This window comes from Paragemmobacter straminiformis, from assembly GCF_014243445.1.
GTDB classification, from domain to species: domain Bacteria; phylum Pseudomonadota; class Alphaproteobacteria; order Rhodobacterales; family Rhodobacteraceae; genus Paragemmobacter; species Paragemmobacter straminiformis.
The window spans coordinates 163455-186473 of record NZ_JACLQD010000005.1; the positions used below are offsets into that span (position 1 = coordinate 163455).

22 protein-coding genes are annotated in these 23019 nt (G+C 67.4%); 8 read left to right on the plus strand and 14 right to left on the minus strand.

Translation table 11 applies throughout. The annotated features are described in order from the left end of the window. Positions 1–60: 60 nt before the first annotated feature. Positions 61–1413 carry a diguanylate cyclase gene (locus H7F16_RS16395; protein ID WP_185798708.1) on the minus strand — a complete coding sequence of 451 codons (1353 nt, stop codon included), beginning with the start codon at positions 1411–1413 and terminating at the stop codon, positions 61–63. Between the two features lie 169 nt (positions 1414–1582). Here H7F16_RS16395 and H7F16_RS16400 point away from each other — a divergent pair, with 169 nt between their 5' ends. From H7F16_RS16400 to H7F16_RS16410, 3 genes are all read left to right on the plus strand, one after another. After that, positions 1583–1861 (plus strand): DUF3572 domain-containing protein, encoded by a 279-nt coding sequence (locus tag H7F16_RS16400; RefSeq protein WP_185798709.1) that lies wholly within the window; start codon positions 1583–1585, stop codon positions 1859–1861. A gap of 101 nt (positions 1862–1962) precedes the next feature. Then, positions 1963–2658: an HAD family hydrolase gene (locus H7F16_RS16405; RefSeq protein WP_185798710.1), complete on the plus strand. Its 696-nt coding sequence runs from the start codon at positions 1963–1965 to the stop codon at positions 2656–2658. A gap of 131 nt (positions 2659–2789) precedes the next feature. Next, complete coding sequence (locus H7F16_RS16410; protein ID WP_185798711.1) at positions 2790–4346, plus strand: trimethylamine methyltransferase family protein; 1557 nt, start codon at positions 2790–2792, stop codon at positions 4344–4346. A 316-nt stretch (positions 4347–4662) separates the two neighbouring features. Here the strand turns inward: H7F16_RS16410 and H7F16_RS16415 are convergent, their stop codons facing one another. From H7F16_RS16415 to H7F16_RS16455, 9 genes are all read right to left on the minus strand, one after another. Then, a complete protein-coding gene (locus H7F16_RS16415; protein WP_185798712.1) occupies positions 4663–5718 on the minus strand; it encodes an endonuclease/exonuclease/phosphatase family protein in 1056 nt (351 codons plus the stop codon). Next, entirely contained in the window at positions 5718–6416 is a 699-nt protein-coding gene (locus tag H7F16_RS16420) for a TerB family tellurite resistance protein (protein WP_185798713.1), read from the minus strand. The genes H7F16_RS16415 and H7F16_RS16420 overlap by 1 nt, the downstream gene beginning before the upstream one ends. A gap of 31 nt (positions 6417–6447) precedes the next feature. Then, positions 6448–6936 carry a GNAT family N-acetyltransferase gene (locus H7F16_RS16425; protein ID WP_185798714.1) on the minus strand — a complete coding sequence of 163 codons (489 nt, stop codon included), beginning with the start codon at positions 6934–6936 and terminating at the stop codon, positions 6448–6450. Then, the gene (locus H7F16_RS16430; protein WP_185798715.1) at positions 6933–7544 is read right to left on the minus strand and encodes a VOC family protein; all 612 of its coding nucleotides are present in this window, start codon (positions 7542–7544) and stop codon (positions 6933–6935) included. Before H7F16_RS16430 ends, H7F16_RS16425 begins: the two co-directional genes overlap by 4 nt. Further along, positions 7544–9103: a Ppx/GppA family phosphatase gene (locus H7F16_RS16435; protein ID WP_185798716.1), complete on the minus strand. Its 1560-nt coding sequence runs from the start codon at positions 9101–9103 to the stop codon at positions 7544–7546. Before H7F16_RS16435 ends, H7F16_RS16430 begins: the two co-directional genes overlap by 1 nt. 225 nt (positions 9104–9328) lie before the next feature. Next, the gene (locus tag H7F16_RS16440; RefSeq protein WP_185798717.1) at positions 9329–11518 is read right to left on the minus strand and encodes an RNA degradosome polyphosphate kinase; all 2190 of its coding nucleotides are present in this window, start codon (positions 11516–11518) and stop codon (positions 9329–9331) included. Positions 11519–11790: 272 nt separating this feature from the next. Further along, positions 11791–12357 carry a DUF2087 domain-containing protein gene (locus tag H7F16_RS16445; RefSeq protein WP_185798718.1) on the minus strand — a complete coding sequence of 189 codons (567 nt, stop codon included), beginning with the start codon at positions 12355–12357 and terminating at the stop codon, positions 11791–11793. Between the two features lie 176 nt (positions 12358–12533). Then, entirely contained in the window at positions 12534–13205 is a 672-nt protein-coding gene (locus H7F16_RS16450) for an HdaA/DnaA family protein (RefSeq protein ID WP_185798719.1), read from the minus strand. Next, the gene (locus H7F16_RS16455) at positions 13202–14293 is read right to left on the minus strand and encodes an AI-2E family transporter (protein WP_185798720.1); all 1092 of its coding nucleotides are present in this window, start codon (positions 14291–14293) and stop codon (positions 13202–13204) included. Before H7F16_RS16455 ends, H7F16_RS16450 begins: the two co-directional genes overlap by 4 nt. Before the next feature lie 304 nt (positions 14294–14597). On the opposite strand from H7F16_RS16455, the gene proS reads away from it, so the two are divergent. From proS to H7F16_RS16475, 4 genes are all read left to right on the plus strand, one after another. Further along, a complete protein-coding gene (gene proS, locus H7F16_RS16460) occupies positions 14598–15935 on the plus strand; it encodes a proline--tRNA ligase (protein WP_185798721.1) in 1338 nt (445 codons plus the stop codon). 342 nt (positions 15936–16277) lie between these two features. Beyond that, positions 16278–17561 (plus strand): ABC transporter permease, encoded by a 1284-nt coding sequence (locus H7F16_RS16465; RefSeq protein WP_185798722.1) that lies wholly within the window; start codon positions 16278–16280, stop codon positions 17559–17561. Continuing rightward, positions 17554–18231: an ABC transporter ATP-binding protein gene (locus H7F16_RS16470; protein ID WP_185798723.1), complete on the plus strand. Its 678-nt coding sequence runs from the start codon at positions 17554–17556 to the stop codon at positions 18229–18231. The genes H7F16_RS16465 and H7F16_RS16470 overlap by 8 nt, the downstream gene beginning before the upstream one ends. 76 nt (positions 18232–18307) lie before the next feature. Next, positions 18308–18724: a c-type cytochrome gene (locus H7F16_RS16475; protein WP_241741493.1), complete on the plus strand. Its 417-nt coding sequence runs from the start codon at positions 18308–18310 to the stop codon at positions 18722–18724. 117 nt (positions 18725–18841) lie between these two features. Here the strand turns inward: H7F16_RS16475 and H7F16_RS16480 are convergent, their stop codons facing one another. From H7F16_RS16480 to H7F16_RS19920, 3 genes are all read right to left on the minus strand, one after another. Next, positions 18842–19171: a BrnA antitoxin family protein gene (locus H7F16_RS16480; RefSeq protein WP_185798724.1), complete on the minus strand. Its 330-nt coding sequence runs from the start codon at positions 19169–19171 to the stop codon at positions 18842–18844. Next, positions 19150–19419 (minus strand): BrnT family toxin, encoded by a 270-nt coding sequence (locus tag H7F16_RS16485; protein WP_185798725.1) that lies wholly within the window; start codon positions 19417–19419, stop codon positions 19150–19152. Before H7F16_RS16485 ends, H7F16_RS16480 begins: the two co-directional genes overlap by 22 nt. A 347-nt stretch (positions 19420–19766) precedes the next feature. After that, the gene (locus tag H7F16_RS19920; protein ID WP_277818392.1) at positions 19767–19898 is read right to left on the minus strand and encodes a hypothetical protein; all 132 of its coding nucleotides are present in this window, start codon (positions 19896–19898) and stop codon (positions 19767–19769) included. A 26-nt stretch (positions 19899–19924) separates the two neighbouring features. Between H7F16_RS19920 and H7F16_RS16490 the strand changes: the two genes are divergently transcribed. After that, a complete protein-coding gene (locus tag H7F16_RS16490; protein WP_185798726.1) occupies positions 19925–20299 on the plus strand; it encodes a hypothetical protein in 375 nt (124 codons plus the stop codon). 680 nt (positions 20300–20979) lie between these two features. Here H7F16_RS16490 and parE read toward each other — a convergent pair. Beyond that, positions 20980–22935, minus strand: a complete 1956-nt coding sequence (parE, locus tag H7F16_RS16495) for a DNA topoisomerase IV subunit B (RefSeq protein ID WP_185798727.1) — start codon at positions 22933–22935, stop codon at positions 20980–20982. Between the last annotated feature and the right edge of the window lie 84 nt (positions 22936–23019).

Consider the following 23019-nt stretch of genomic DNA (forward strand, 5'->3'; position numbering starts at 1 on the left):
CGTGGCTTTCAGGCGGGCGGCTAGCGGGATGCTAGCGGGCGGGGCGGGCAGAGGCGGCTGTCAGATGGCGGCGGCGCGCAGGTCTGTCGCGACGCGGTTGCGCCCCTTGGCCTTGGCCGAGAACAGGGCGCGGTCGGCGCGGTCGATCAGCCGGTCGAGGGTTTCGCCGCCCCTGCCGATGGCAAGGCCGACCGAGACGGTGACGGTGACGGGCGGGCTGCCGGGGACGGAAACCGGCGCGGATTTTACCGCATCGCAAAGGCGCTGGGCGGTGCGGCGGGCATCGGACAGGTCGAGGCAGGGCAGGGCGAGCAGGAATTCCTCGCCCCCGATGCGGGCGATGAGATCCTCGGGGCGGAGGTTTGCGGCGAGGCTGCGGGCGACCGAGACGAGAACGCGGTCGCCGATGCCGTGGCCGAAGCGGTCGTTGACCGATTTGAACCGGTCGATATCGACCAGCATCAGCGCGAAAGGTGTCGCCGTGCGATGCGCCGTCGCTGCGATGTTGCCAAGTTCGGCCAGCGCGTAGCGGCGGTTGTGCAGGCCCGTCAACGGGTCGGTCATGGCAAGGCGCAGGCTGTCGCGCAGCGAGAGGCGGCGCTCTTCGGCGGCGCGGGTCCGGCGGATCAGGGCCGAGAGGCGCAGGGCGAGTTCTTCGGGATCGACGCTGCTGGGCAGGACTTCGTCGGCGCCGAGGTCGAAGGCCATCGCGGCCTGTTTCGCGCCATCGCACAAAAGCACCACGCCCGCATGGCTGGTGGCGGTGCGGGTGCGGATTTCCGAGACGAAATGCAGGCCGTTGCTGGCGCCATCGTCGAGGACGAAGGCTTCGGGCTGAGCGGCGGCGATGCCGGGATGGGCCAGAACCTCCTCGCGGCTGAGGGGGGTGACGCAATGGCCGGTGCGGCGGGCCAGATCGCGGGCGAGGCGCAGGCGGTCTTCGGTGCGGCGGGTGACGACCGCGACGAAGCCGGGCCGTTCGAAGGTGGCGGGCGGATCGGCCATGTCGTTGCCCGGCGCATCGGCTGCGGCGGGTGTGTCGGACTGGCGGCGCAACAGGCTGCGGATGCGGGCGAGCAGCAATTCGTCGTTGACGGGTTTGGTGAGGATGTCGTCGGCCCCGGCGCCGAGGGCTTCGAGGCGGGAGGTGCGGTCGGTTGCGGCGGTCAGGACGATCACCGGCACATCGCGCCGCGCGCGGCTGCGGCGCAGGGTGGCCAGAACCTCGAGCCCCGACATGTCGGGCAGGTCGAGGTCGAGCAGGACGAGGTCGGGCGCTTCCTCGCGCAGGGCGGCTATGGCGCTTGCGCCGTCGGGGGCGGCGAGCGGGGTGTAGAAGGCAAGCCCCAGTTTCGCCCGCAGGACGATGCGGGTGATGGGACAATCCTCGACGATCAGAATCCTGCCTGCCATTCCGGCCCTGCCACACCGCTTCTTGCGCCGGTCGCCCCTGCGCGTTTTTTGCCCGTGCCGGGCTGACTTGGTTCACAGAATCCTTCCAAAGGGTTAATCAAAGGTTTCCAGACTGGTGCCAATTCGAGTCAAACTTGGCTGCGACGGCGGGAAATTGTGGATAAGACGGATGAGACAGGAACAGGCCGAGACGGTGGGGTTGCAGGCGCTTGCCTGGTTGGCGGGAGAGGACGAGTTGTTCGGCAGCTTCCTTGGCGCGTCGGGGGCGGGGGCTGAGGATGTGGCCGCCGCCGCGGGGCGGCCCGAGTTCCTTGGGTCGGTGCTTGATTTCGTGATGATGGAGGACGCCTGGGTCATGGCGTTCTGCGATGCGTCGGGGCTGGCCTATACGGTGCCGATGGCGGCGCGGGCGGCCCTGCCGGGCGGGCAGACTGTGCATTGGACCTGACGCGGCGCTTGCGGCAACCGTTGCGCCGTGAGTATTTGGGCAAGGCTGAAGCGGGCAGGTTTGAAGCGGGCCGGGTTGGGGTCTGCGGTAAAGGGGACGGAATGATCGACGGCATCATCTTCGACAAGGACGGGACGCTGTTCGATTTCCGCGCGAGCTGGGGCGGATGGGCGCGGCATCTGTTGCGCGATCTGGCGCGGGACGCGGAACATGCGCGCGAGATGGGGGCTGCCATCGGTTTTGACGTGGAGAGCGGGCAGTTCGCCCCCGACAGCCCCGTGATCGCGGCGACCGCGGCGGATATCGCGGCCTGCCTGCTGCCGCATATGACGGGGCGGAGCCATGCCGAGGTGATGGCCGAGATCAACGCGCGGGCGGCGGTGGCGGCGATGGCGCCTTCGGTGCCGCTGCGGCCGCTGTTGGGCGTGCTGAAGGCGCGGGGGCTGCGCGTGGGGCTGGCCACGAACGACACCGAGGCACCCGCCCGGGCGCATCTGGCGGCGCATGACATCACGGAGTTCTTCGATTTCGTCGCGGGCTACGATTCGGGCTATGGCGCGAAGCCGGGGCCGGGGATGTGCGCGGCATTCGCCAAGCGTTTCGGTTTCGATCCGGCGCGGGTGGTGATGGTGGGCGACAGCCGCCACGACCTCGAGGCGGGGCGCGCGGCGGGAATGCGGACGGTGGCGGTGCTGACCGGTGTCGCGGGGAGCGAGGAGCTGGCGCCGCATGCCGATGCGGTGCTGGCCGATATCGGCGGCTTGCCCGCCTGGCTGGACGGTCTGCAGGCCGCCTGAGGCGGGCGCAGCCGGTCCATTGCGGAAAAACGACGCAATCGCGTCGGGGACGGAGTGTCGCCGCGCCCCCTCATTCGCCATGTTGTGCGAAAGCCCGTCTCAGCGGGCGGGAAAAGACCGGGAGAGACCTGATGAACGACGAGCCGGGACGCAAACGTCGCGCCGGAGGCCGCGCCGGCAACAAGATCCGTGCGGGCAGCGCCGTCATCGACCAGATGCCGTGGCGCATTCCGGTCAACCCCGATGCGCCGGTCGAGCCACTGGACGCCGATGCGGTCGAGCGCATGCACAAGACCGCGATGCGGATCCTGCGCGAGTTGGGGATCGAGTTCCTGAACCCCGACGCGGTGGCGATCCTGAAGCAGGCGGGGTGCAAGGTCGAGGGCACCAACGTCAAGATGGACGAGGATTTCGTCATGGAGATGCTGTCGCATGCTCCGGAAAGCTTCACCATCACGCCGCGCAATCCGGACCGGGAGCTGGTCATCGGCGGCAAGCACATGGTCTTTGTCAACGTCTCGTCGCCGCCGAATGCATGGGACCTCGAACGCGGCAAGCGGTCGGGCGATTTCGAGACCTTCAAGGAATTCATCAAGCTGACGCAGTATTTCAACTGCATCCACATCGCGGGGGGCTATCCGGTCGAGCCGATCGACATCCACCCTTCGGTCCGCCACCTCGACTGCCTTTACGAGAAGCTGACGCTGACGGACAAGGTGGTGCATGCCTACAGCCTTGGCGCCGAGCGGGTCGAGGATGTGATGGAGATGACCCGGATCGCGGGGGGGCTGAGCGAGGAGGAGTTCCGGGCCAAGCCGCGGATGTATACCAACATCAACTCGGTCAGCCCGCTGAAGCATGATTACCCGATGCTGGACGGGGCGATGCGGCTTGCGAGGCGCGGTCAGCCCGTGGTGGTGACGCCCTTCACGCTTGCCGGGGCGATGGCGCCCGTCACCATGGCGGGGGCGGTGGCGCTGTCGCTGGCCGAGGCGCTGGCGGCGGTGGCGCTGCTGCAATACATCAACCCCGGTTGCCCCGTGGCGATCGGCACCTTTACCAGCAACGTCGACATGAAATCGGGCGCGCCCGCCTTTGGCACGCCGGAATACATGCGCGCGACGCAGATGACGGGGCAGATGGTGCGGCGCTACAAGCTGCCGATGCGGTCCTCGGGGGTTTGCGCGGCCAACGTGCCGGACGGGCAGGCGATGTGGGAGACGTCGAACAGCCTTTGGGCTGCGGTGCAGTCGGGAACCAACATGGTCTACCACGCGGCGGGATGGCTCGAGGGGGGGCTGATCGCCAGCCCCGAGAAATTCGTGATGGATTGCGAAGTCTTGCAGATGATCCAGCGCTATTTCGAGGAAGCGACCTTTGCCACGACCGATGACGACCTTGCGTTCGATGCGATCAAGGAAGTCGGGCCGGGGGGGCATTACTTCGGCTGCCAGCACACGCAGGAGCGATACACCACGGCGTTCTATGCGCCCTTTGTGAGCGACTGGCGGAACTACGAGGCGTGGCAGCTGGACGGGTCGGTCTGGACCGCGGAACGGGCGCACCGGATCTACAAGCAGATCCTGGAGGAATTCGAGGCGCCGCCGATGGATGGCGCGCATCAGGAAGAGCTGCGCCGCTTTGTTGCCAAGCGCAAGCAGGAGGGCGGGGCGCCGACCGACTTCTGAGGCGGGGCCTTTGTGCTGACGGGTCGGAATGGCCCCCTTTTCCGCCGCGGAAGAGGGGGCTTTTTCTTGCGCGGTTTCCGCGTCGGGCCGCTGTTGCGCGCGGGGTGGCCGCTGCCGCGCGGGGGGCCGATGCCGCGCGGGGTGGCCGATGCCGCGCGGGGGGCCGATGCCGCGCGGGGGGCCGTCTGCCCCCCGCACCCCCCGAGGATATTTGTGCGGGTGTGAAAGGGGGGGCGGCGTTCGTTGCGGTGGCGGGCGGGGATGGTGGGGCCGGGGAATGTGTGGGATAATGGGGGCGGAAGGGGCGCGGGACGTGTCAGGGAAGGTCGAGCGTCACGGGGAAGTGGTCGGAGGCGTCGAGCAGGGCTTCGGGCAGGCCTGCGATGGCGGCGGTGGCGCGGTCGTTGAGCGGGTGCCAGATGCGCCAGTGCGGGCCGCGGGCGGCGAGATCGGGCGAGACCATGATGAAATCGAGAAGCGCCTCGAGCCATTGGTCGGGCGTGGGGACGTAGAAGCGGGCGGTCGAGGGGGCGAGGCCGATGCGCTGGGCAAGCTCCATGCTGGCGTGGGGGTCGAAGAGGCGGCGCTCGGGCGAGAGGGTGGTGCCGAGGACGACCTCGACCCCCGAGCGGCCGAAGAGCTTTTCGTATTCGTCCAGACCGGGGCCGTCGTTCAGGTCGCCCATCACGATCAGGCTTTCCCCCGCCGCGAGGTGGCCATCGATGCGCTGGCGCAGCCAGATGCATTCGGCAAGCTGTTTGCGGCGGTTGTCGATGGCGATGCGCAGGCCTTCGGCCGGGCTGTGGTAGCCGTGGGCGGCCTTGGATTTGGCGTGGACGCCGATCAGGCGCAGGTCGCGCCCCGGTATGGCAAGGGCGATTTCGAGCGGGGGTTTGGAAAAGCGGATCTGTTCGCTGACGCCATCGGCGTCGAGGTCATAGCGGAAGGTGCCGTCGAAGCGCGGCGCGCCGTGTGCGCCGCGTTTGGGGCTGGGCGGGCCTTTTGGGTCGTGGCGGGCGGCGATGCGCAGGGGGTCGTAGAGGAAGGCGATTTCCTGTTCGGTGCCGGACATGAAGCCGGTGAGGGCCTTGGTCGTGCGCAGGCCCGCGCTGGCGGCGAAGCGTTCGAGCGCCGTGACGGTCGACCGCCGCGTGCCGGTGTCGGGGGCTTCGATCACCATGATGCCATCGGCGTCGAGGGCGGCGAAGACGGTGCGCAGCGCGGCAAGCTGGCGGGCGCGCGAGAGGCCGTAGCGGTGCGAGGGGCCGTCGTCGTCTTGCGGGTTGCCCGCATCGTCGAAGAGGCTGTTGAACCATTCGACGTTATAGGTCGCAAGGCGGAGCGGGCGGGGGGCCGGGGCTGCGGGTTCCATCAGGCGGCGCGGCGGGTGGAGATGTCGTCCCAGGCGGCGGTGATGTCGATCAGGCGGCGTTCGGCAAGTTTCACCGCCTCGGGCGGGACGCCGCGGGCGATCATGCGGTCGGGGTGGCTTTCGCGGACCAGCGCCTTGTAGGCGGCGCGGATTTCGGACAGCGGCGCATCGGGGGTGACGCCCAGCACGTCATAGGGGTCGCGCGGCGCGCCATGCACGAAGCGGGCGCGGATCGCCGAAAAGCAGCGGTCGTCGAAGCCGAAGATGCGGGCGACGTCGTGGAGGAATTCCTCTTCCTGCGGGTGCCATGCGCCATCGGCCATTGCGATGTGGAACAGCCCTTCGAGCAGGTCGCGCAGGGTTTCGCGGTTGTCGCCGGTGAACATGGCGGCGATCTTGCGGGCGTAGGCGTCGTAGCCCGCCACATCCTGCCGGGCGAGGTTGAAGACGCGGGCGGCGTTCTGTTCCTCGGCCTCGTCTATGGTGAAGATGCGGCGGAAGGCGGTGACCTCGTCGCGGGTCACCTGACCGTCGGCCTTGGCCATCTTGGCCCCGAGGGCGATGACGGCGATGGTGAAGCCGACCGAACGGTCGGGGGCGGAGTTGGTCGTGCCGCGCAGCCGGTCGAACACCGCCGAGAGCGGTTCACCCTGTGCGAGGGCGGCGAGGGCATCGGCGATACGGGTCCACAGTGACATGGCCGCAGGATAATGCGCGGCGGGGCGCTTGTCAGGTGAGGAATTTCTGCATCAGCACGAGGTCCATGTAGCGGCCGAATTTGTGGCCGACCTGCCGCAGGACGGCGACCTCGGCATAGCCGATGCGGGCATGGAAGGCGCGGCCTGCGGGGTTTTCGGCGCTGACGCCTGCGAACATGCTGTGCGCGCCGCCATCGCGGGCGTGGGTTTCGAGCGCGGTCATCAGCGCGCGGCCCGTGCCGCGGCCTTGGGCTTCGGGGGCGAGGATGATCGTATGCTCCATCGTGCGGGCATAGCCCACGCCGCCACGGAACTGGGCATAGGTGGCGAAGCCGAGGAGGGCGCTGCCATCGGTTGCCACAAGGAAGGCGTGGCCGTCGGCCTGTCGGGTGCCGATCATGGTGGCGATGTCCGGCCCCGTCTTTTCCAGCGCGTTGAAGGTGACGGCCGTGTCGCGGATCATCGGGTTCCAGAGGGCTGCGAGGGCCGCGGCATCGGCGGTGGTGGCAGGGCGGATCATCGGATGAGGCGGGTCCCGTGCGGGGTGGAGAGGGTGGCTTGCAGGGCGGGCGCGCCGGTGGTGACGACGACGCGCGGATCGGCCAGACGCGGGGCGAGGTGGGCGGCAAGGGCCGCGCCATCGGGGTGGGCGATTTCGAGGCGGGTCAGGCGGCAGCCGCTTTCGGGCAGGGCGCGGGCGGGGTGGAGCGTGCCTTGCCAGTGGATCAGGGCGGGAAAGGCGCCGTCGAAGGGCAGTTTGCCCGTGGCGGGCACGGCCATTTGCCAGCGGTAGTCGCCGCGCTGCAACTGCGTGATGGCCCCCGTGCCCTGCGGCGAAAGCGCGAGTTCGGCGGCGAGGTCGTCGCAGGCGGCGACCCAGTTCGTCAGGCGCGGGGGGCCGGAAAAATTGTCGAGGTCGAACCAGCGCGGCCATGCGGGCGGGGTTTGGGCGGGGTCGATGGCGATGACTTCGAGGTAGAGATCGCCAAGGCCGAGCAGGCGGTTGTGCGTGGCCATGTGGCTGTGCTGGCCGCCCCCTGCGAGGGGCAGGCCAAGGGCGGCTTCCACGGCGTCGACCCCTTCGGCCAAGGTGCCGGCCGAAATGGCGATATGGTCGAAGGCGAGCATCAGGTTCTGGCCGAGACGATGCTGGGAATGGCCTTGAGCGAATTGGCGAGAGAGGCGAAGCGGGCTTCGGCCACCTCGCCGAACAGATCGCGGCCGCGCGGGGTAAGGGCCAGTTCCAGCGTGCGTTTTCTGGGGTTCCACGACAGGCTTCCCGCCTCGGACGGGTCGGCGGCCGAGAACATCGCGCCAAAGCGCATGGCCTTTCCCAGAACCTCGGCGTCGCGGATCTGGTCGTCGTTCAGGAGACGGAACAGGGGTTCGAGCCGCGATCCGGCGCGGGAGTTCTTGTAGCGGTGCAAGAGGGACAGGCCGAGGAAAACGCGGCCCGGATGGTCGAGCCCGCCAAGGTTGGCGCGGGTGGCGTTGTCAAAGCAGACCTCGGCGCGGTAGTCGGGGTGGGCGCGCCATGTGGTGTCATGCAGCAGGCAGGCGGCCTTGATGAGGCGGTGGCGTTCCTCGTCGGCGGATTTGAAGAGGGGGAGGAGGAATTCGTAGAGTTTCTTGCCGAACCCCGGAACGCGGGCCGATGTGAGTTCGGCCATCCGCGCCGCTTCGATCAGCGGGTCGCGGCGGCGCAGGCGGTCGGGCATCTGTTCGTAAAGCAGGCCTTCGCGGATGCCATAGGCCGACACGTCGATTTCCGAGGGTTTCAGGATGCGGATGAGTTCGCGCAGCACCTCGCAGGCCAGCGGGACCAGTTCCATCCGTTCGGTCGAGGTGCCGGTGCGGGCGCGCAAAAGCGCAAGGTCGGAGGTGGCGATCCAGTCGAGGGTGTCCATCAGGCTTTGCGGCGTCATGCGGTATTCGTGCAGGACGGTGAGGGGGTAGTTGCGCCGCTCCATGTCGAGGCGCGCGATGACGCGCCACGAGCCGCCGACGAGGTAGATGCGTTCGCCGGTGGACTTGATGCTGGTCTGCGCCGAGGTGATGACGCGTTCGATCAGTTTCTGGCGCTTCTTCTCGCCGCCTTCGACCTGTTGCAGGCGGAAGGGGCCGAGGGGGGTCGAGACGCGCTTGCCGACCTTGCCTTCGCCGATGCGGGCAAGCTCCATCGAGTTGCCGCCGATGTCGCAGACGATGCCCTGCGCGTCGGGCCAGCCGAGCAGCACGCCCTGTGCGGAAAGCCGCGCCTCTTCGTCGCCGTCGATGACCCAGAGCTTGAGGCCGGTCTCGCGCAGCACTTCGGCCTGGAAATCGGGGCCGTCGGCGGCTTCGCGGGTGGCAGCGGTGGCGACGACGGTCAGGGGGCTGGAGCCCATGCCTTCGGCCAGAAGGGCGAAGCGTTTCAGCGCGGAAAGGGCGCGCCTGCGGCCTTCGGGGTTGAGCTTGCCGGTTTCGTGCAGGCCCTTGCCCAGACCGCACATGATCTTTTCGTTGTAGAAATAGGCCGGGCTGCGCGCGGCCCCGTCAAAGACCACCATGCGGACCGAGTTGGAGCCGACATCGACCACGCCGACACGGCTGAGCGCACGGGCGGAGGGGTCGTCGAACAGCGGTCGGCCGAACGGGCCCCAATCGTCCTCACTCGCGATGTCGGCGAGGGCGGCGGTGTCGGTCATTCGTGCAGTCCTTGTATTGCGGGGAGAGAGTGGCGCGGGGCGGAGGCGCGGTCAAGGATTCGGGCGCTTGGCCCCGGGCGGCGCGGTGACGCGGGCCATATGACGCAGGTCACATCATGCGGGGCAAAAGGTGGGGCCAACCCCTGAGGGCCACATCCTGCGGGCCACATCAGGCGGGCCGCATCCGTGCGAACGGATTTGCGGATTTCCCGAAAGAAATCCGCGTCAGGCGGGCGGCCCCTCGTCGCGGAGTTGGGCGAGTTTGGGGACATCTTTCGCCCCTGCCGTGCCGCGCCCCGAGAGCGACGGGTTTTCCATGAAGAAATGGTGGCAGTTGAACAGCGCGCCATCGCGGGGCGGCAGGTCGCGGCTGTAGCGGCCATCGGGGGAAAGGACCCAGCTTTGCGCCTCGTCGGCAAGGTTGGCGGCCATGATCTGGCCTTCGATCTGGGCCTTGACGGTGGGGTTGTGGATTTCGACCAGCGTTTCCACCCGCCGCGTCAGGTTGCGGCCCATCCAGTCGGCCGACGAGATGAAGACGCGGGCGGATTTCGAGGGCAGGCCGTGGCCGTTGCCGACGCAGAGGATGCGGCTGTGTTCGAGAAAGCGTCCGACGATGGATTTGACGCGGATGTTTTCGGACAGTCCCTTGACGCCCGGTCGCACGCCGCAGATGCCGCGGATGACGAGGCTGATCTTCACGCCGGCCTGAGAGGCGTCATAGAGCGCGTCGATCACCTCGGGGTCGATGAGGCTGTTCATCTTGGCCCAGATTTCGGCCGGACGTCCGGCGCGGGCGTGGTCTGCCTCGGCCGCGATCAGCTCGAGCAGGCGGGGTTTGAGCGTGATGGGCGAGATGGCGAGGTTTTCCAGCCCCTCGGGTTGCACATAGCCCGAGAGGTAGTTGAACACCTTGGTCGCATCGCGGCCCAAGGCGGCGTCGCAGGTGAAGAAGGACAGGTCGGTGTAGATGCGCGCCGTGATCGGGTGGTAGTTGCCCGTGCCGTAATGGGTGTAGGTGACGAGGTTCTCGCCCTCGCGCCGGACGACGGTGCTGATCTTGGCGTGGGTCTTGTACTGGATGAAGCCGTAGACCACATGCGCGCCCGACCGTTCCAGCCGCCGCGACTGGCGGATGTTGGCGGCCTCGTCGAAGCGGGCTTTCAGCTCGACAAGGGCGGTGACGGATTTTCCGGCCTCGGCCGCCTCGCACAGGGCCGAGACGATGGGGCTGTCCCATGAGGTGCGGTAGAGGGTTTGCTTGATCGCCAGCACGTTGGGGTCGCGGGCGGCCTGTTCGAGGAAATTGATGACGAGATCGAAGGTCTCGTAGGGGTGGTGGAGCAGGATGTCCTTTTGCCGGATCGCGGCGAAAAGGTCGCCTTCGTGGTCTTGCACGCGTTCGGGAACGCGGGGCGAGAAGGGCGGCCACAAGAGGTCGGGGCGCGAGGACAGGACCAGTTCCTTGAGGTCGGCGATGCCCAGAAGGCCGCGCACCTCGACCACCATATCCTCGGTGACGGCGAGTTCGTCCATGATGAGGGCGCGCAGGTCGGGCGGCGCGCCTGCCGAGAGTTTCAGGCGGATCACATCGCCGCGCCGGCGGCGTTTCAGCGCGGTTTCGAATTCGCGGACGAGGTCTTCGGCTTCGTCCTCGACCTCGAGATCGCTGTCGCGCAGGACGCGGAAGATGCAGTGGCCGCGGTCGGTGTAGCCGGGGAAGAGCATGTCGAGATGCAGAAGGAGCAGTTCTTCCAGCGGCAGGTAGCGATGCTCGCCCGGTTTGCCGGGCAGGGGGACGAAGCGGGCAATCTGCTGCGGGATGGGCAGAAGGGCCTTTAGCGTGCGCTGGTCGGTGACGCGTTCAAGCTCGAGCGCCAGCGAAAAGCCGGTGTTGGGAATGAAGGGAAAGGGGTGGGCCGGGTCGATGGCCAGCGGCGAGAGGACGGGAAAGACCTTGTGCAGGAAATGCTCGGCCAGATGTTTCAGATCGCGGGAGGTGAGTTTGGAGCGGGTCAGGATCGAGATGCCCTGCGCCTCCATCTCGCGCTTGAGGCGGTTGAAGACGGTTTGCTGCGTCAGCATCAGGCGGCGCGCGTCGTCGTGGATGAGGGCGAGTTGCTCGGCGGGGCGGCGGCCGTCTTCGGAAAGGGTGGCGTTGCCGTTCCTTTGCAGGGCGCGCAGGCCAGCGACGCGGACGGTGTAGAATTCGTCGAGGTTGGTGGCCGAGATCGAGAGGAAGCGGAGGCGTTCGAGCAAAGGCACGGCGGGGTTCGAGGCTTCGTCGAGGACGCGCCAGTTGAAGGCCAGCCACGAGAGTTCGCGGTTGAAAAACCGGCGCGGGCCGCTGCGTTCGGCCTCGGGGAGGGAGACGGGGGCTGGGAAAGCGGCTTTGAGGAAATCGGCTTGGGTCATGGGCCTGCGGGATAGCGGGGGTGTGCGACGGTTTCATGACATGTGACCATTGGCGGGGGGGCATGTCCAGCGGTGGTTTGGCGGGGGAGTTGGCGGGGGGCGGTGCGGGGGCAGGGGCGCATGGTGCGGCCCGCAATGCCCGCGCCGCCCGCGCTTTGCTGCGTCGGTCTTGAGCGACGGGGGAAGGCGGGGGCGGGGAGCAGTTCGGGGAAGGTGGTGCAGGGGGCAGGCGGGGCGTTTCGAGTATTTGGGCAAGGCTGAAAGGGGGGGCGTCAGGCCACGGGTGCCGCGCCTTTGCGGCGTGTGGTGACGTGGTGGATCAGGGCGCGGGCCTCGGGCGGCGGGGCAAGCCTGTTGCGGTGGTAGGCGGTGCCGTCGGGACTGCGCGCGAGAAGGCCGAGCCCGGTCATGTCGCGGCGCAGCAGCGCGGGGTCGCCGAAGCCGTGGGCGGGGGCGAGGAGCGCGTTCACCTGCCGCTCGTGCAGGCCGGAGCCGAGCGGGAAGAGCGGCCAGAGCGCCCAGAGGCAGAGGATTTGCAGGTTGCGGCGCGAGGGCCAGCGGGCGAGGCGACCCTGTTCGTCGAAATGGCGCAGGGCGCGTTCGACGAGGCTGTGGTCGGTCTGGGCAGCAGTCTGGGCCGTGGTCCGGGCGGCGTCGAGCCGGGATTTGGCGGCGGCGGCGGCGCGCAGGTGCTGGAGGTTGCGGAACCCGCCTGCGCGGGCGAGCATGTTCAGCAGCTCGAGATGGCCCGGTGCCGGTTTGGCCTGAAGTTGCAGGGCAAGGGCGCGGGCGAAGGCCGAGAGGTCGGAGGTCTGGAGTGGGAGCGCAAGGCGCGACATGGGACTTATCCTGATGGGCCGCAGGCTGTCATGGTCGCTGGCTTGTGACGCGGCGCAGGGGTGTCCGTTGCGATGCGTGTTCAGGGCAGGTTTAGCATTCCCTTGCGGGACAGCGACGCCTCGGTGATCTGCCGACCGTGGGGGCAGGATAGCCGAAGGCGGTTGCGGTGCAAGCCCTAGCCGTCGCGGCCCAGAATGTCGGCCGCGAGTTGGCGGGTGACGGGGCGGCCCTGGGCCAGAGAGACCGCATCGAGGGCGGCGACCAGTTTGCGGGCGGTGTTGAGCGAGCGTTCCATGCGCTGGACCATGTAGGGGATCACATTCGGCGGAACGGCGATCTGGCGGTCGGCGAAGAGCTTGACCAGCACGGCGGACAAGAGCGCGTCATCGGGCGCGTCGAGCCGTGTCAGCGGCGCGGCTTGCAGGCGGCTGGCAAGGTCGGGCAGGCGCAGGCCCCAGTCGCGCGGCGGGGTGGCGGCCGTGACCAGAAGGGCGGCCCCCTGCGTCACGATGTTGTGGAGGTGGAAGAAGGCGGCCTCGCCCTCGCGGTTGCCCGCGACGGCTTCGGCGTCCTCGACCGCGACGGGGCCGCCTGCGGTGAGGCTGGGGATGTCGGCCTCGGCAAGGCTGGTGGCGCGGACGAGGGTGGCGCCGGTCTCTTGCGCCCAGAGATGGGCGAGGTGGGTCTTGCCGCTGCCCCTTGGCCCCACGATCAGCATCTTGCCGCCCGGCCATGTGCGCCATGCCTCGACCGCCGCAAGCGCCGGGGCGTTGGTGGGCGAGACGAAGAAATCCTCGCGGCGGAAGGTTTCGGCCACGGGCAGGTCAAAGGCGAGTTGGCGGGTCACTCTTGAACGTCGTCCTCGGGCGCGGGGTCGTTGTGGCCTGCGAGGCCGCGGTAAAGCAGGCTCGACTGGTATTGGGCGATGCCGAAGCGGGCAAAGACGCCGATCGAGGCCGCGACAGGCACGGCGACCAGCATGCCGACGAAGCCGAAGAGCGAGCCGAAGGCCGAGAGGGCGAACAGAAGCCAGACCGGGTGCAGGCCCACCGAGTTGCCGACGAGCTTGGGGGTGAGGACATTGCCTTCGATGAACTGGCCCACGGCGAAGATCGCGGCGATCAGGCCGATCGAGACCCAGTCGCCCCAGAACTGGAAGAGCGCAAGCCCGATGGCAAGCGAGCCGCCGACAAGCGAGCCGACGTAGGGAATGAAGGTGATGGCCCCCGCGATGGCCCCGACCACAAGGCCGAATTGCAGCCCTGCGAGCATCAGCGCCAGCGAATAGAAGCTGCCGAGCAGGAGGCAGACGGAAAGCTGTCCGCGCACGAAACCGGCCAGCACGGCGTTGATCTCGCGTCCCAGACGGCGGATCACGGGGGCGTGGTCGCGCGGCAGCAGCGCGTCGATCCGGTCGACCATATGGTCCCAGTCGAGCAGCATGTAGAAGGCGACCACGGGGACGACGACGATGAAGATCACCGCCGAGACGAGGGACATGGCCGAGGAGAGCAGGGTTTCGGCAAGCTGGCCGCCCTTGGCCTGGATGCCCTGGGCGATCTGCGACAGGGTCTGGCGGATGGTCGAGGTGGAGTCGTTGATCTCGGGGAAACGCTCGGTCAGGAAGGCTTGCAGGCGGGCGGCGATTTGCGGCGCGGCGTTGATGAGGCCGGTGAGCTGTTCGACCAGCGTCGGAATGACCGCGAGGACCAGCAGCACGGCGATGAGAAGCGCGGCGAGCGAGATGGTCACCGTAGCCCCGACGCGGCTGAAGCCCGCGCGTTGCAGCCGGTCGGCCACGGGGTCGAGGAAATAGGCGATGGCGCTGCCGACGATGAAGGGCAGCAGGACATCGCCCAGAAGCCACAGAAGCAGCAGGAACACCGCGGTCGCGATGCCCCAGGTCAGAAGCTGTTGCCGCACGGGCAGGGCCATGATCGCGCCTTTCGCTTTGCCGGCGGAACATATCACCATTGCGGCGCGCCGGTGCAAGGGGGGCAGAGTGCGGGGGGCAGAAGCGTCGGGCCGCCGCATGGCCCGCCCGCCGGGGCGCTGCCCCGGACCCCGGAGTATTTGGGCAAGGCTGAAGGGCGGGGCGCGGCCTGTCGGGCGGCAGCATGGGCTGCCCCGTGCGGGGAGGGCGCGGGGAGGGTGCGGTGCGCGCCCTGTGTGCCCGAGGTTGCCTGACAGGCTGCTTCCCGCTAGGAACGCTGGGAAACCGTTTCACGAGGCCCGTCCCATGCGTCTGACCCGCTACTTCCTGCCCGTCCTGAAGGAAAACCCCGCCGAGGCGCAGATCGTCTCGCACCGCTACATGCTGCGGGCGGGGATGATCAAACAGCAGGCGGCGGGGATCTATTCGTGGCTGCCGCTGGGGTTCCGCGTGCTGAAGCGGATCGAGGAGATCGTGCATCAGGAGCAGGTGCGGGCGGGGCATATCCCGCTGCTCATGCCGACGCTGCAACCGGCGGACCTGTGGCGCGAGAGCGGGCGCTATGACGATTACGGGCAGGAGATGCTGCGCATCACCGACCGGCAGAAGCGCGAGATGCTCTACGGGCCGACGAACGAGGAGATGATCACCGACATCTTCCGCAGCCATGTGAACAGCTACAAGGACCTGCCGCTGACGCTGTATCACATCCAGTGGAAGTTCCGCGACGAGATGCGGCCGCGCTTTGGCGTGATGCGGGGGCGCGAGTTCCTGATGAAGGACGGCTACAACTTCGACCTCGACAAGGAGGCGGCGCTGCATGCCTATAACCGCCATATGGTGAGCTATCTGCGCACCTACGAGCGGATGGGGCTGACGGCGATTCCGATGCGCGCGGCATCCGGCCCCATCGGCGGGGACAATACGCACGAGTTCCTCGTGCTGGCGCAGACGGGCGAGTCGGAGGTGTTCTACGACGACCGCGTGACCGCGTTGAAGCTGGGAAGCCGCGAGATCGACTATGACGACCGCGCCGCCGTGGCGAAGGTCTGCGAGGAATTCACCACGCTTTACGCGCGCACCGACGAGACGCATGAGGCCGGTGCCTTCGAGGCCGTGCCGGAGGCGCATCGCAAGGTGGGGCGCGGGATCGAGGTGGGGCAGATCTTCTATTTCGGAACCAAGTATTCCGAGGCGATGGGGGCGACGGTGGTGACCCCCGACGGCAGCCGCGTTCCGGTCGAGATGGGCAGCCACGGGATCGGGGTGAGCCGACTGCTCGGCGCGATCATCGAGGCGAGCCATGACGACAAGGGGATCATCTGGCCGGAGGGGGTGACGCCCTTCCCCGTGGGGATCGTGAACCTCAAGCAGGGCGATGGCGCTGCGGATGCGGCCTGCGAGGGGCTTTACAAGGCGCTGGCGGCCAAGGGGCTTGAGGCGCTGTATGACGACCGCGACGAGCGGGCGGGGGCGAAATTCGCCACGATGGACCTGATCGGCCTGCCGTGGCGCATCACGGTTGGCCCGCGCGGGCTGGCCAATGGTGTGGTCGAAGTCACCAGCCGCCGCACGGGCGAAAGCGAGGAGATGTCGCCGGAAGCCGCCGTGGACCGCATCGCCGCGATTTACGCGGGCGTGTAAGGGCATCTTGCGGATGCCGAGGTGCAAGGGGAGGGCCGCGGCCCTCCCCTTTTCCGTTTGCGCTTGTGGCGGGCGAAGAGAGGGGCGCTGCCCCTCGCCTGCAAGCAGGCTCACCCCGGAGTATTTGGGGCAAGGGTGAAGGGGGGCTTGAACCTGCGGCTTTCATCCTTGCGCAAAATACTCTCGGGGGGTGAGCCGCCCCTTCGGGCGGCGAGGGGGGCGGAAAGCCCCCCTTTTGCGCGGGTGGTCCGCAGGGTTGCGGGACGCAAACGTGACCGCCCTTGCCTTGACGCGGGCGGGGGTTGCACGCAGGGTGCGGGCGGAATTGGAACGGGTGGACCGATGGCTTCGACGCGGCCTTTTGCGCCTTATGAATGGATGATCGCCTGGCGGTATTTGCGCGCGCGGCGGGCCGAGGGCGGCGTGTCGGTGATGACCTGGATTTCGCTGGTCGGGATCACGCTGGCCGTTTTCGCGCTGATCGCCACGCTGGCCGTGCGCGCGGGGTTCCGCGCCGAGTTCGTCGACACGATCCTGGGCGCGAATGCGCATGTCACGGTCTATTCCGTGGGGCGGGTCGATGACGCGGGGCGGCTGGTCAAGGGGTTTTCCGATTACGACGCCCGTGCCGGGGCCGTGGCCAAGGTCGATGGCGTCACCCGTGCGGCGCCGCTGATCCGCGGGCAGGTGATGGTGACGGCGGGCGAGGGCTCGACCGGGGCCGAGGTCTACGGGATACGGCTGGCCGATCTGGAGGCCATTCCGCGCGTCGGGATCGGGGCCGAGGCCGAGGGCGACATTTCCTATTTCCCCGACGGCATCGCCATCGGATCGGGGATCGCGCGGGAATTGGGCGTGGGTCTGGGCGACCGTCTGCGGCTGGTGGCCCCCACGGGGGTAAAGACGGCCTTTGGCACCAGCCCGCGCGTGAACGCCTATGAGGTGGTCTATATCTTTACCGCCGGGCGCTATGACATCGACCGCACGCGCATCTACATGCCCTTTGACGAGGCGCAGAGCTATTTCAACCGCGAGGGCATGGCCGACGAGATCGACGTGACGCTGGCCCGTCCCGAGGCGGTGGATGATATGGCGCCCGTCGTCATGTCGGCCGCGGGCGAGGGGGCGCTGGTCTGGACGTGGCGCGATTCCGCGGGGGCCTTTCTGCGGGCGCTGGATATCGAGGACAACGTGATGTTCGTGATCCTGTCGATCCTTGTGCTGATCGCGGCGATGAACATCATTTCGGGGCTGATCATGCTGGTCAAGAACAAGGGCCGCGACATCGGCATCCTGCGCACGATGGGGCTGACCGAGGGGGCCGTGCTGAGGGTGTTCTTCATCTGCGGGGCCTCGACCGGGCTGGTCGGCACGGCGCTGGGCGTGGGGCTGGGTTGCCTGTTCGCCATCTACATCGACCCGATCTTCTCGGCGGTGAATTACGTGGCGGGGGGTGGGGTCTGGGACCCGTCGATCCGTGGCATCTATGCGCTGCCGGCGAAGTTGCAGATCAGGGACGTGCTGTCGGCCGTGTCGCTGTCGCTGTTCTTGTCTTTCGTCGTCACGCTGTTTCCGGCGCGGCGGGCGGCGCGGATGAACCCTGTGGAGGCCCTGCGCTATGAGTGAGGCCTTGGTTCTGGAGGGGATCGAAAAGGGTTACAACCGCGGCAAGCCTTCGGAAGTGGTCGTGCTGCGCGGGGCGAGCCTGACCGTGGCGCGGGGCGAGGTCGTGGCGCTGGTCGCCCCGTCGGGGGCGGGGAAGTCGACGCTGCTGCATATCGCGGGCTTGCTCGACGTGGCCGACAGGGGGCGCGTGGTCCATGCCGAGCGCGAGATGGCGGGGCTTTCGGACAATGCCCGCACGGCGGCGCGGCGGGCGGATGTGGGGTTCATCTACCAGTTCCACCATTTGCTGCCCGAGTTTTCGGCGCTGGAGAATGTGGTTTTGCCGCAGCTTGCCAACGGTGTCGCCAAGGCTGTGGCCGTGGCGCGGGGTATGGCGCTTCTGGAGCGTGTCGGGGTGGCGGCGCGGGCCGGGCACCGCCCTGCGGCGCTGTCGGGGGGCGAGCAGCAGCGGGTCGCCTTTTGCCGTGCGCTGGCCAACGGGCCAAAGCTTTTGCTGGCGGACGAGCCGACGGGGAACCTTGACCCCGGAACCTCGGAGACGGTGTTCGCGGCGCTGATGGAATTGGTGCGCGAGACGGGGCTTTCGGCGTTGATCGCCACGCATAACATGGAGCTTGCGGGCCGGATGGACCGGATCGTGCGGCTGGATCAGGGGCGGGTGGTGGCCTGATCCGCGCGTCTGGCGCTTGCGCGCGGGGGCGGCTTCGTGGTTCTGTCGGTTGACGGTTATTAACGGAGACTCCCCGATGCAGCGCGCTTTCGTCTTTCCTGCCGGCATGGCGATTCTGGCGGTGCTGACTGCCTGCGTGATGCCCGGGCGCGAGGCCGAGGTGCCCACGGGGGCGCAGGATTTCGCCGAGCATTGCGTGGCCTGTCACGGGGTGTCGGGCAAGGGCGATGGCGAGGCGGCGGCGGGGCTGGCGAAGAAGCCTGCCGATCTGACGCAACTGTCGGCGAAGAATGGCGGGGTGTTTCCGGGCACGCGGGTGATGGCGCAGATCTGGGGCTATACGGGCCGCGACGAGGGGCGGGTGATGCCCGAGTTCAAGGATTTGCTCGACAGCGGGACGGTGCTGTTCGATGGCGGCGACGGGATCGAGACGCCGACCCCGCTGCGGCTGGTGCAGCTTGCGGAATATGTGAAGGGGTTGCAGGGCAAGTGATGCACGCTTCGGCTGCGTCTGGTCCATCTATGCGGATAGCCTGACGCCGACCGTTCATGCAGGCGTCGCGTATTGGGTCACGAAACGTTCCGGACGTTACGCGGCAGGGGCGGTCACCTAAAGCCCGAGCGCGCGGCGCAGGGCGGCGTTGGCGCGGGTTTGCCAGCCTTTGCCCTCGGCCTTGAGCGCGTTTAGGACATCGCGGTCGAGGTGGAGCGTGACGCGCTGCTTGCGCATTGCTTCGGGCAGGGGCGGGCGGCCCAGCTTGCCGTGCTTTTGCAGGATTTCGACGAGTTCGGGGAAATCCCAGACGGGGCGGGCGCGGGCGAAGTTTTCGTCGGTCCATTCATAGGTGTCGGGGTCCGAGGCGATGCCACGGTTGATGGCTTCGTCTTCCTCCGGCGTGGGGGGGATGATCTTCGGCTTTACGGTTCGCGGCTGATCCATCGCAGATATTCCCGATAATTGGCCTTTCGCAGGCTGATGGCGCGGTAGGTGGGCCCGCGCATGGTGTAGGTCACGACATGAAGCCTGTCGCCGATCAGGCCAAAGGCGTTCAGCCGCTCTTCGCCATAGTCGCGGCGGAGGTCGGGTTCGACCTGCGCCGTGGACCAGTTGAAGGTTTCAAGCGCGGCGAAGGCGAGGCCGTGCTTGGTGAGGTTCGCCCGGGCTTTGGCCTCGTCCCAGTCCCACATTTATATGCATACATTAAGTTGGCAGGCAAGGGTGCGTGTGGGGCGGGGAGTGTGGGGCGGGGAGGGTTAAGAAGGGGTTAAGGGGCGGGTGTCGGTCGGGCGCGCAGCCAGAGCGGCTGCGAATTCATCGCTGTGCGAAAATCGGCGGTTGACAGCCCTTGGTTGTGTAAGCTTGGGTGGGCGGGTGCGGTCTGTGGTTCGGTGCGCCAGTGGATGGTCTGTGGTTGAGCGGTGAGGAAAGCATCGAATCCGCAATGGGCGGGACGCTTGCCTTTCGGCCTGTCCGGCCGGTCGGACCCCTTGCCCCTTTGGCTGCGCGCATCGGGTCGGTGGACTGCCCCCTTCTTTCAAAAGCACAGCAGGGCGCGACGGCGCGGCGCGGGCAGCGGCCATGCCTGCGCGGCAGGGGGCTGCATGTCCACGACAGCGCCGCTTTCGGCGGCTTGAACCATCGCGAAACCGCGCGGCATCCGCGTCATGAACACCCGAATATCAGGAGCTTACCATGCTGAAAGCCGCAGGACTTGCCGTGTTGCTTGTCGTGTCCAGCCAAAGCCTTCTTACAGGCTGCACCCCGACCGAGGTGATGGTCTCGGATTATGGAGGGCAAGAGGTGCTGGGGGTCACCGCCGCGCCCGGTGCCAGAATGCCGGCGGGTGCCGAACGGATCGTCTACGGCATGAAGCAGGTCGATGTGCTGGCCTTGCTGACGCCGCGCTATGCCGTCACCCATGCCCCCAATGCGACGCCGGGACGCCCCGAGGCGGATTACTTCTGGTACAAGGAACAGGGGAAAACCAAGGTCATCGAGGTTTGGTACAACGGCGACCAGGTCTACCGCATCCAGTATGGCTACGAAGGGATCGTCGGCTTTATCTGATCGTCCAGGCGGTCCGGCCGTTTGATCCCGCTATCGGTTCGGTGTTATCAGGTGCGGGTTGGGGGGGGATGGTGGGGGTGCGCAGCGAGTGCGCACCCTACGCTGGCTGTGCGGTGGGCCGGTTGAAGGTTTCCAGCGCGGCGGAGACGAGGCCGTGCTTGGTGAAGTTGGCACGGGCTTTGGCTTCGCCACAGTTCCAGATTTGCATGCATAGGTTTGGTTGGCAGGCGAAGGGGGGGATAGGGGTAGGGTGCGCACTTGATGCGCACCGTGGCGCGGGTTGGGCGTGATGGTGCGCAGCGAGTGCGCACCCTACGGTCGGGGTTCGGGCGCTTGGTGTGGCCGATGGTCCGGTTTGGTCGGGCGCGCGTTGGGCGTGATGGTGCGCAGCGAGTGCGCACCCTACGGTCGGGGTTCGGGCGCTTGGTGTGGCCGATGGTCCGGTTTGGTCGGGCGCGGGTGGGCGTAATGGTGCGCAGCGAGTGCGCACCCTACGGTCGGGGTTCGGGCGCTTGGTGTGGCCGATGGTCCGGTTTGGTCGGGCGCGGGTGGGCGTGATGGTGCGCAGCGAGTGCGCACCCTACGGTTGGGGTTCGGGCGTTTGGTGTTTCCGTTAGGCCGGTCTGGTCAGGCGCGGGTGGTGGGAGAAGCGTTTCGGGACCGCGTCGGGTGCGGGCCCCTCACACGTCCAGCTCTTCGACAAACTTCGCATTCTCCTGAATATATTGGAAGCGCAGTTCCGGCTTCTTGCCCATCAGGCGTTCCACCAGATCGCCTGTCATGCCCGGTTCGTCCTCGTCGATGCTCACGCGGATCAGTTTGCGGGTGGCGGGGTTCATGGTGGTGTCTTTGAGGTCTTTGGCGTCCATCTCGCCCAAGCCTTTGAAGCGTTGCACGTCGATCTTGCCTTTGCCGCCCAAGCCCTTGGCGAGCCAGAGTTCCTTTTCGGCGTCGTCGGCCACGTACATGCGTTTGGCGCCCTGGGTCAGGCGGTAGAGGGGCGGGCAGGCGAGGTAGAGGTGGCCCTTGTCGATCAGCGGGCGCATCTGGGTGAAGAAGAAGGTCATGAGCAGGCTGGCGATATGCGCGCCGTCGACATCGGCGTCGGTCATGATGATGATCTTGTCGTAGCGCAGGTCGTCGACCTTGAATTTGGTGCCCATGCCGACACCCAGGGCTTCGCAGATGTCGCGGATTTCGCTGTTGTCGTGCAGTTTGGCCGAGGCCGCGCCGAGGACGTTGAGGATCTTGCCCTTGAGCGGCAGCAGCGCCTGCGTTTCGCGTTCGCGCGCCCCTTTGGCCGAGCCTCCGGCGCTGTCGCCTTCGACGATGAAAAGCTCGGTCCCTTCGCGGGTTTTCGAGGTGCAGTCGGTCAGCTTGCCCGGGAGGCGCAGTTTCTTGGTGGCGGTCTTGCGGGCGGTTTCCTTTTCCTGACGGCGGCGCAGGCGCTCTTCGGCGCGCAGGATCAGGAAATCGAGGATGGCGCCTGCGGATTTGGTGTCATTCGCCAGCCAGTTGTCGAAATGGTCGCGGACGGCGCCTTCGACCCATTTGGCGGCCTCTTCGGTGGCGAGACGGTCCTTGGTCTGGCCCACGAATTGCGGTTCGCGGATGAAGCAGGAGACCAGCGCGCAGCCGCCCGAGGTGAGGTCCTCGCGGGTGATGAGTTCGGATTTGCGGTTCTTGACCAGATCGCCATAGGCGCGGATGCCGCGCAGGATGGCGGCCCAGAAACCCGCCTCGTGGGTGCCGCCCTCGGGGGTGGGGACGGTGTTGCAATAGCTTTGGATGAAGCCGTCGCGGGCGGGTGTCCAGTTGATCGCCCATTCGACCGAACCGGGGATGTTGTATTTCTCGGTGAAGCTGACTTTGCCCGCAAAGGGGCGGTCGGCATAGGTGGTGGTCTTGAGAAGCGAGTCAGACAGGTAGTCGGCCAGACCGCCGGGGAAGTGGAAGGTGGCTTCGAGCGGGGTTTCGCCGTCGTTGATGGCGGTCTTCCAGCGGATTTCGACGCCCGAGAAGAGATAGGCCTTCGAGCGGACCATCTTGAGCAGGCGGGCCGGTTTGAAGGCTTGCGAGCCGAAGATTTCGTGGTCGGGGTGGAAGGTCGTGGTGGTGCCGCGCCGGTTCGGGGCGGGGCCGACCTTGGTCACCGGGCCTTGCGGGATGCCGCGCGAGAAGGACTGGGTGAAGAGTTCCTTGTTGCGGGCGACTTCGACCTTCATCACATCCGACAGGGCGTTGACGACCGATGCGCCCACGCCGTGCAACCCGCCCGAGGTGGCATAGGCGTCGCCGCCGAACTTGCCGCCCGCGTGGAGGGTGCAGAGGATCACCTCGAGCGCGGATTTGCCGGGGAATTTCGGGTGCGGGTCGATCGGGATGCCGCGGCCGTTGTCGCGCACGGTGATCGAGTTGTCGGCATGAAGCTCGACCTCGATCCGCGTGGCGTGGCCTGCGACGGCTTCGTCCATCGAGTTGTCGAGGATTTCGGCGACGAGGTGGTGCAGGGCGCGTTCGTCGGTGCCGCCGATATACATGCCGGGGCGCTTGCGGACGGGTTCGAGACCTTCGAGCACCTCGATGGAGGAGGCGTCATAGGTCTGTTCGCCTGTCGAGAGGAGGTCTTCGGCCATTGGATGCTCGATTCTTTGTGCTGCCCTGTGGGGCGGGATTAGATCATCTTGCGGGGTGGGGACGCAAGATGTTGGGGTGCCGGA

What these genes read in the sequence shown, in the direction of transcription:
- H7F16_RS16420 (WP_185798713.1), bottom strand. Translation starts at nt 6,416, where the DNA reads ATGTCACTGTGGACCCGTATCGCCGATGCCCTCGCCGCCCTCGCACAG.
- H7F16_RS16485 (WP_185798725.1), bottom strand. Translation starts at nt 19,419, where the DNA reads ATGTGGGACTGGGACGAGGCCAAAGCCCGGGCGAACCTCACCAAGCAC.
- H7F16_RS16415 (WP_185798712.1), bottom strand. Translation starts at nt 5,718, where the DNA reads ATGGAACCCGCAGCCCCGGCCCCCCGCCCGCTCCGCCTTGCGACCTAT.
- H7F16_RS16400 (WP_185798709.1), top strand. Translation starts at nt 1,583, where the DNA reads ATGAGACAGGAACAGGCCGAGACGGTGGGGTTGCAGGCGCTTGCCTGG.
- H7F16_RS16430 (WP_185798715.1), bottom strand. Translation starts at nt 7,544, where the DNA reads ATGCTCGCCTTCGACCATATCGCCATTTCGGCCGGCACCTTGGCCGAA.
- H7F16_RS16465 (WP_185798722.1), top strand. Translation starts at nt 16,278, where the DNA reads ATGGCTTCGACGCGGCCTTTTGCGCCTTATGAATGGATGATCGCCTGG.
- H7F16_RS16395 (WP_185798708.1), bottom strand. Translation starts at nt 1,413, where the DNA reads ATGGCAGGCAGGATTCTGATCGTCGAGGATTGTCCCATCACCCGCATC.
- H7F16_RS19920 (WP_277818392.1), bottom strand. Translation starts at nt 19,898, where the DNA reads ATGACGCGGATGCCGCGCGGTTTCGCGATGGTTCAAGCCGCCGAAAGC.
- H7F16_RS16445 (WP_185798718.1), bottom strand. Translation starts at nt 12,357, where the DNA reads ATGTCGCGCCTTGCGCTCCCACTCCAGACCTCCGACCTCTCGGCCTTC.
- parE (WP_185798727.1), bottom strand. Translation starts at nt 22,935, where the DNA reads ATGGCCGAAGACCTCCTCTCGACAGGCGAACAGACCTATGACGCCTCC.
- H7F16_RS16470 (WP_185798723.1), top strand. Translation starts at nt 17,554, where the DNA reads ATGAGTGAGGCCTTGGTTCTGGAGGGGATCGAAAAGGGTTACAACCGC.
- H7F16_RS16455 (WP_185798720.1), bottom strand. Translation starts at nt 14,293, where the DNA reads ATGGCCCTGCCCGTGCGGCAACAGCTTCTGACCTGGGGCATCGCGACC.
- H7F16_RS16490 (WP_185798726.1), top strand. Translation starts at nt 19,925, where the DNA reads ATGCTGAAAGCCGCAGGACTTGCCGTGTTGCTTGTCGTGTCCAGCCAA.
- proS (WP_185798721.1), top strand. Translation starts at nt 14,598, where the DNA reads ATGCGTCTGACCCGCTACTTCCTGCCCGTCCTGAAGGAAAACCCCGCC.
- H7F16_RS16475 (WP_241741493.1), top strand. Translation starts at nt 18,308, where the DNA reads ATGCAGCGCGCTTTCGTCTTTCCTGCCGGCATGGCGATTCTGGCGGTG.
- H7F16_RS16425 (WP_185798714.1), bottom strand. Translation starts at nt 6,936, where the DNA reads ATGATCCGCCCTGCCACCACCGCCGATGCCGCGGCCCTCGCAGCCCTC.
- H7F16_RS16410 (WP_185798711.1), top strand. Translation starts at nt 2,790, where the DNA reads ATGAACGACGAGCCGGGACGCAAACGTCGCGCCGGAGGCCGCGCCGGC.
- H7F16_RS16480 (WP_185798724.1), bottom strand. Translation starts at nt 19,171, where the DNA reads ATGGATCAGCCGCGAACCGTAAAGCCGAAGATCATCCCCCCCACGCCG.
- H7F16_RS16405 (WP_185798710.1), top strand. Translation starts at nt 1,963, where the DNA reads ATGATCGACGGCATCATCTTCGACAAGGACGGGACGCTGTTCGATTTC.
- H7F16_RS16435 (WP_185798716.1), bottom strand. Translation starts at nt 9,103, where the DNA reads ATGACCGACACCGCCGCCCTCGCCGACATCGCGAGTGAGGACGATTGG.
- H7F16_RS16440 (WP_185798717.1), bottom strand. Translation starts at nt 11,518, where the DNA reads ATGACCCAAGCCGATTTCCTCAAAGCCGCTTTCCCAGCCCCCGTCTCC.